Genomic DNA, 6,000 nt, shown 5'->3' on the forward strand with positions numbered 1-6,000 from the left:
AAAAAAATAGAGTGCTGAATTTATTTTCAGCACTCTTCCCATTATTTTAATCGCTTTTCAAGTTCAGCTTTTTTCTCTTCAAAGCCTGGCTTACCTAATAATGCAAACATATTCACTTTATATGCCTCAACACCTGGTTGATCAAATGGATTTACACCTAGGAGATAGCCGCTCATCGCACAAGCTTTTTCAAAGAAATAAACCATATATCCAAATGTATATTCGTCCATTTCTGGAATCGACAAGATTAGATTTGGTACTCCGCCATCTGTATGGGCAAGCATCGTTCCTTCAAAAGCTTTATTGTTAACAAAATCAACGGTTTGTCCTGCAAGATAATTTAGACCGTCTAAATCACTGTCAGCTTTTTCAATCGTCAACTCATGACGTGACTTTTCAACCTTAATAACCGTTTCAAACAAATCTCTGCGGCCTTCCTGGACATATTGACCAAGAGAATGAAGATCTGTTGAGAAGTTTGCGGATGCTGGGAAAATTCCTTTTTGATCTTTCCCTTCACTTTCACCAAATAACTGCTTCCACCATTCAGAAAAATATTGCAAACCAGGCTCATAGTTGATCAGCATTTCAATTGTTTTTCCTTTATTGTAAAGGGCGTTTCGAACAGCAGCGTACTGATAAGCTGCATTTTCTTCCAACTCGGAATGACTAAAGTCTTCAGAAGCCTTTGCTGCACCCTCCATCATTTTTTCAATATCTGCACCACTCACCGCAATTGGAAGTAAACCAACAGCAGTCAGTACAGAATAACGGCCGCCGACATCATCTGGAATGATGAATGATTCATAACCTTCTTCTGTTGCTAATGTTTTTAACGCACCTCTTGCTTTATCTGTTGTTGCATAGATTCTTGTACGTGCTTCCTCAACCCCATATTTTTCCTCAAGAAGCTTACGGAAGATACGGAAGGCAATTGCTGGTTCAGTTGTTGTACCTGATTTAGAAATGACATTGATGGAGAAGTTCTTTCCATCAAGAAGATCCATAAGGTCTTTCATATAAGTGGAGCTGATATTATTTCCTACAAAAATAACTTGTGGCGTACTGCGCTTTTCCTTAGGAAGAGCATTATAGAAGCTGTGGTTTAGCATTTCAATCGCTGCTCTAGCTCCTAGATATGAACCGCCAATTCCGATAACTAACAGCACATCCGAATCAGCATTAATTTTTTCTGAAGCTTTTTGAATCCGTGAGAATTCTTCTTTGTCATAGTTTGTAGGGAGATCAATCCACCCTAAAAAGTCATTGCCTGCTCCTGTTTTTTCATGAAGCGAGTGGTGCGCTACTTTTACAGCGTCACGCAAGTATGTAAGTTCATGCTCACCAAAAAAGGTAAGTGCTTTTGAGTAATCAAAACGTACGTGGGTCATGTATGATCCTCCATATTTTTATTTTCACTAATCACTTTATCGAAAGCTGGACAGTTTTTCAAGGAAGGTTGTCCATTGTAAGCGTACCCATTTTCGATATTTTTTTTACAATCTAAAAATTATTGTCAAAAAAGCCCGAACATAGTTATGCTCGAGCTGCTTTTCTATAATGATTCGCGATAAATCGCCAGTACATCTTCTCTATTTAATTTTGCAAAGTTGCCGAACACACCGTTGACCATTGCTCGATCTGTCATTAAATCTACCTTAGAATCATCGATGTCATAGTCTGCTAAGCGTGATGGAGCACCAATACTGTTCCAAAACTCACGTAATTTCTCGATACCCTCAAGTCCTGTTTCCTCTGCACTTTTCCCTTCTGGATTGACGCCAAATACCCTGATAGCAAGCTGTTTAAAGCGTTCTGGCTTTACCTTCAGATTATGCTTCATCCAATGTGGGAAAAGGATCGCGAGACCGCCTCCATGAGGAATGTCATAAACCGCTGAGACAGCATGCTCAAGATTATGGGTAGCCCAGTCACCGCGATAGCCCATATTTAAGATTCCATTAAGCGCCATTGTACCACTATAAAGAATGGTTGCCCGGTGCTCATAGCTTTCTAGATCTGCGAGTAATTTGGGTGCTGTCTCCATGATTGTGATGAGCAATGATTCACACATGCGATCTTGGAATAACGTATTTTCCTCCAAATGAAAATAATGCTCTAGAACATGAGACATCATATCGACAATTCCATAAATCGTTTGGTCTTTCGGAACCGTAAAAGTATTAACAGGATCTAAAATCGAAAACTTCGGAAAGGTTACTGGACTTCCCCAACCGTATTTTTCGTTTGTTTCCCAATTGGTGATAACCGAACCTGAATTCATTTCAGAACCAGTTGCCGCCAAGGTTAACACGGTCCCAAATGGTAATGCTTCTTTAACAAATGCTTTTTTTACTACTAAATCCCAGGCATCTCCATCATACTTTGCTCCCGCTGCGATTAACTTGGTGCAATCAATCACACTTCCGCCGCCTACTGCTAAGAGAAAGTTGATGCCTTCCTTTTTACAAATCTCCACGCCTTTGCGGGCCGTTGTGATCCTTGGGTTTGGTTCTACCCCAGATAGTTCGAAAACTTGGGCATCGATTTCTTGCAAATATTTCATTACGTTGTCATAAAGACCATTTCGTTTGATACTACCTCCGCCATAAACAAGTAATACCTTTTTCCCATAGGCTGGAATTTCCTTTTTTAATTGTTCTAGCTGACCTTTACCAAAAATTAATTTAGTCGGATTCCAAAATGTAAAATTTTGCATATTGAGCACCTTCCTTTCCACTTTTCATTATTAATGAATTTTGACTTATTTGCAAAAAAACGGTTTCAAAAGAACTCGGGTGCCTGGAAAAATAATGCCCCATATGCATATTTTTCACGTGTTTAATCATGATAATGAATGACTACCTATGAAGGAGGAAAACTCTTGAGTACAATCCAACGACTTGCACTAATCTTAACCATTATCGGGGCAATAAACTGGGGATTAATTGGCTTCTTTCAATTTGACCTCGTCGCCGCCATATTTGGCGGCCAAGATTCCGCACTAGCACGAATCATCTACGGACTAGTCGGAATCGCCGGACTCCTAAACCTTGGACTCCTCTTCAAAGCAAACGAAAACTACGTAAAAGAACCCGAAGTTGGGCGCCGGTGACCTTCCTCACTGTCCGCCTGAGGTGGACAGTGTCCACGAGTGGTGACAGGCACCGTATCTCGAACAAACAAAAATCCTTACACTATAAAGTGCAAGGATTTTTGTTTTTAGGTCCAGCCCCGATATTGGGATGCTTCGGCGATTTTTTTTATGCCGACGATGTAGGCGGCTAGGCGCATGTTTATTTTGCGATTTTGGGCCAGCTCGTAGATGTGGTTAAATGAGCGGATAATTTTTTCTTGCAATTTGTCCGCTATGTCTTTCTCGCTCCAATAATAGCCTTGTTTGTTTTGAACCCATTCAAAGTAGGAAACAGTAACTCCCCCTGAGCCTGCTAAAACATCCGGGACAAGCAGGATGCCTCGTTCAGATAGAATTCTCGTGGCCTCCAGTGTTGTCGGTCCATTGGCTGCTTCTACAATGATTTTCGCATGGATATTTCCCGCATTCTCAGCGGTAATTTGATTGGATATCGCTGCGGGTACTAAAATATCACATTCTTTTTCCAGCAATTCTTGATTCGTCATCGTGCCTTCAAAAAGAGTTGTTACCGTACCAAAGCTATCCCGTCGATTAAGCAAATATTCTATATTTAACCCATCTGGATCATATAGGGCGCCATAAACATCAGATATGCCAATTACTTTGGCTCCCGCTTCATGCATAAACTTTGCAATGAAGCTCCCCGCATTTCCAAACCCTTGGACAATGACTCTTGCCCCTTGAATCGAAATTCCGCGTTTTTTTGCTGCTTCTTCTATACAAATCGCAACCCCATGTGCACCTGCTCTTTCCCGTCCCTCTGATCCTCCAAGAACAAGTGGTTTCCCGGTAATAAAACTCGAAGAATCGAATTGGCGGAGGCGGCTGTATTCATCCATCATCCACGCCATAATCTGGGAATTTGTATACATATCAGGTGCGGGGATATCCTTCGTTGGTCCAACAATTTGACTGATAGCTCGAACATATCCACGGCTTAACCTTTCAAGTTCACCAAATGACATCGTTCGCGGATTACAAATGATTCCGCCCTTTCCCCCCCCATATGGTAAATCTGCGATTCCGCATTTTAGGCTCATCCACATCGCCAATGCCTTTACTTCATCAACATTCACCTGAGGATGGAAGCGAATTCCTCCCATGGTTGGTCCAATGGCATCATTATGCTGTGCTCGATAGCCGGTAAAAATTTTAATCGAACCATCATCCATACGGACAGGGAACCTTACATCCATGAATCTTATTGGTTCCTTTAATAATTCATACACTTCTGTTGTTACCCCAAGATGCTGTAAAGCCTGATGAATAACAATCTGTGTTGATGTGAGAAGATTTAATGATTCGTTTTCCTTTTCATCTACACTACTTGTTATTTCATGATTCCCCATATTGGCACCCCTATTTGTTTTTCCCTAAAATCTTAGCAGTACGAGCCTGATTCAAATCATCCAAGGACGGTTTGAATCCGTTCAATCGCCCAATCTAATTCCTCTTTTGTAATAATTAACGGCGGAGCAAAGCGAATGACCGTGTCATGGGTTTCCTTACATAATAACCCTTTCTCCTTTAATTGCTCACAATATTGTCTTGCCGGTTCTGTAAGTTCTACCCCGATAAATAAACCGCGGCCGCGAATCTCTTTTATCTTAGGATTTTTAATCTCCTTTAGCTTCTTGATAAAATACTCGCCCATTTCTAATGACCGATCTGCTAGTTTTTCATCAATCAGAACATCAAGTGAAGCTAAAGAAACAGCACAGGCAAGCGGGTTTCCTCCAAAAGTGGACCCGTGTGAACCTGGATTAAATACACCCAAGATATTCTCGTTTGCAACGACACAGGATATCGGAAATACTCCGCCTCCGAGTGCCTTACCGAGAATATACATGTCAGGTTCAAAACCTTCCCACTCACAGGCAAACATTTTACCTGTTCGTGCTAAGCCAGCTTGAATTTCATCTGCGATAAAAAGGACATTATTTTGTTTACAAACATCATAGGCAGCCTTCATAAAGCCTTCTGGTGGAATAATAATCCCAGCCTCTCCCTGGATTGGTTCAATTAAGAACGCTGCTGTGTTAGGCGTAATGGCTGTTTTTAATGCTTCCAAATCTCCATATGGAATTAGTTTAATTCCAGGAAGCATTGGTCCGAAACCACGCTTGTATTCCTCTTCAGATGATAAGGAAACAGCCGTCATTGTCCGTCCATGAAAATTCCCGGTACAAGCAATAATCTCTGCTTGATTTTCTGCAACTCCCTTTACATCATAAGACCAGCGGCGTGCGGCTTTAAAAGCCGTTTCAACTGCCTCTGCACCGGTGTTCATTGGAAGAGCCATCTCTTTTTTCGTTAACTTACATATTTTTTCATACCAAGGGCCTAATTTATCATTATGGAAAGCACGTGAGGTTAAAGTTACCTTATCCGCTTGGTCTTTAAGTGCTTGAATGATTTTTGGATGGCGGTGCCCCTGATTCACAGCGGAATAGGCGCTCAACATATCCATATACTTATCCCCTTCTGGATTTTCTACCCAAACACCCTCAGCACGTGAGATGACAATCGGCAGTGGATGATAATTTTTTGCTCCGTATTTTTCGGTTTGTTGTATTAATGCATTCGTTTTTGCTTCTGCTGTCATAAAATTATTCCTCCATTTCTTCGGTAGGTTATGTACATATCTTATTTTAGCCGAGCACAGAAAAACAATGAAAATTATTTATAAAAAAAAGCCCAGTACCAATTCAAGGTTTGAGGTGACCCCCAAAAGTTAGAGTTTTATATTAAGCTGCTAATTGGCTGGTATGGATACGGTATTGAACCGGACTCATGCCTGCCAATTTTTGTTTTATACGCTTGTTATTATAATATTTGATATA

At 41.0% G+C, this 6,000-nt stretch carries 6 protein-coding genes; 1 reads left to right on the forward strand and 5 read right to left on the reverse strand.

What is annotated here, in order from left to right; all coding sequences use genetic code 11:
• Positions 1-41: 41 nt before the first annotated feature.
• Positions 42-1,391 (reverse strand): glucose-6-phosphate isomerase, encoded by a 1,350-nt coding sequence (locus ACWM35_RS23015; protein ID WP_454821239.1) that lies wholly within the window; start codon positions 1,389-1,391, stop codon positions 42-44.
• A gap of 164 nt (positions 1,392-1,555) precedes the next feature.
• A complete protein-coding gene (locus ACWM35_RS23020; RefSeq protein WP_454821240.1) occupies positions 1,556-2,719 on the reverse strand; it encodes an iron-containing alcohol dehydrogenase in 1,164 nt (387 codons plus the stop codon).
• A gap of 165 nt (positions 2,720-2,884) precedes the next feature.
• Here ACWM35_RS23020 and ACWM35_RS23025 point away from each other — a divergent pair, with 165 nt between their 5' ends.
• Positions 2,885-3,115 carry a DUF378 domain-containing protein gene (locus ACWM35_RS23025; RefSeq protein ID WP_454821241.1) on the forward strand — a complete coding sequence of 77 codons (231 nt, stop codon included), beginning with the start codon at positions 2,885-2,887 and terminating at the stop codon, positions 3,113-3,115.
• A gap of 107 nt (positions 3,116-3,222) precedes the next feature.
• Here ACWM35_RS23025 and ACWM35_RS23030 read toward each other — a convergent pair whose 3' ends face one another.
• The 3 genes from ACWM35_RS23030 to ACWM35_RS23040 form a co-directional block, all read right to left on the reverse strand.
• On the reverse strand, positions 3,223-4,506 hold the full coding sequence (locus ACWM35_RS23030; protein ID WP_454821242.1) for a Glu/Leu/Phe/Val family dehydrogenase: 1,284 nt from the start codon (positions 4,504-4,506) through the stop codon (positions 3,223-3,225).
• 56 nt (positions 4,507-4,562) lie between these two features.
• Positions 4,563-5,762 (reverse strand): ornithine--oxo-acid transaminase, encoded by a 1,200-nt coding sequence (locus tag ACWM35_RS23035; RefSeq protein WP_454821244.1) that lies wholly within the window; start codon positions 5,760-5,762, stop codon positions 4,563-4,565.
• A 142-nt stretch (positions 5,763-5,904) separates the two neighbouring features.
• The gene (locus tag ACWM35_RS23040; protein WP_454820767.1) at positions 5,905-5,997 is read right to left on the reverse strand and encodes an IS3 family transposase; all 93 of its coding nucleotides are present in this window, start codon (positions 5,995-5,997) and stop codon (positions 5,905-5,907) included.
• Between the last annotated feature and the right edge of the window lie 3 nt (positions 5,998-6,000).

This window comes from Neobacillus sp. K501, assembly GCF_053749995.1.

Excerpts from the sequence above, each read along its gene's own strand:
- ACWM35_RS23020 (WP_454821240.1), bottom strand. The coding sequence starts at position 2,719 with ATGCAAAATTTTACATTTTGGAATCCGACTAAATTAATTTTTGGTAAA.
- ACWM35_RS23015 (WP_454821239.1), bottom strand. The coding sequence starts at position 1,391 with ATGACCCACGTACGTTTTGATTACTCAAAAGCACTTACCTTTTTTGGT.
- ACWM35_RS23035 (WP_454821244.1), bottom strand. The coding sequence starts at position 5,762 with ATGACAGCAGAAGCAAAAACGAATGCATTAATACAACAAACCGAAAAA.
- ACWM35_RS23030 (WP_454821242.1), bottom strand. The coding sequence starts at position 4,506 with ATGGGGAATCATGAAATAACAAGTAGTGTAGATGAAAAGGAAAACGAA.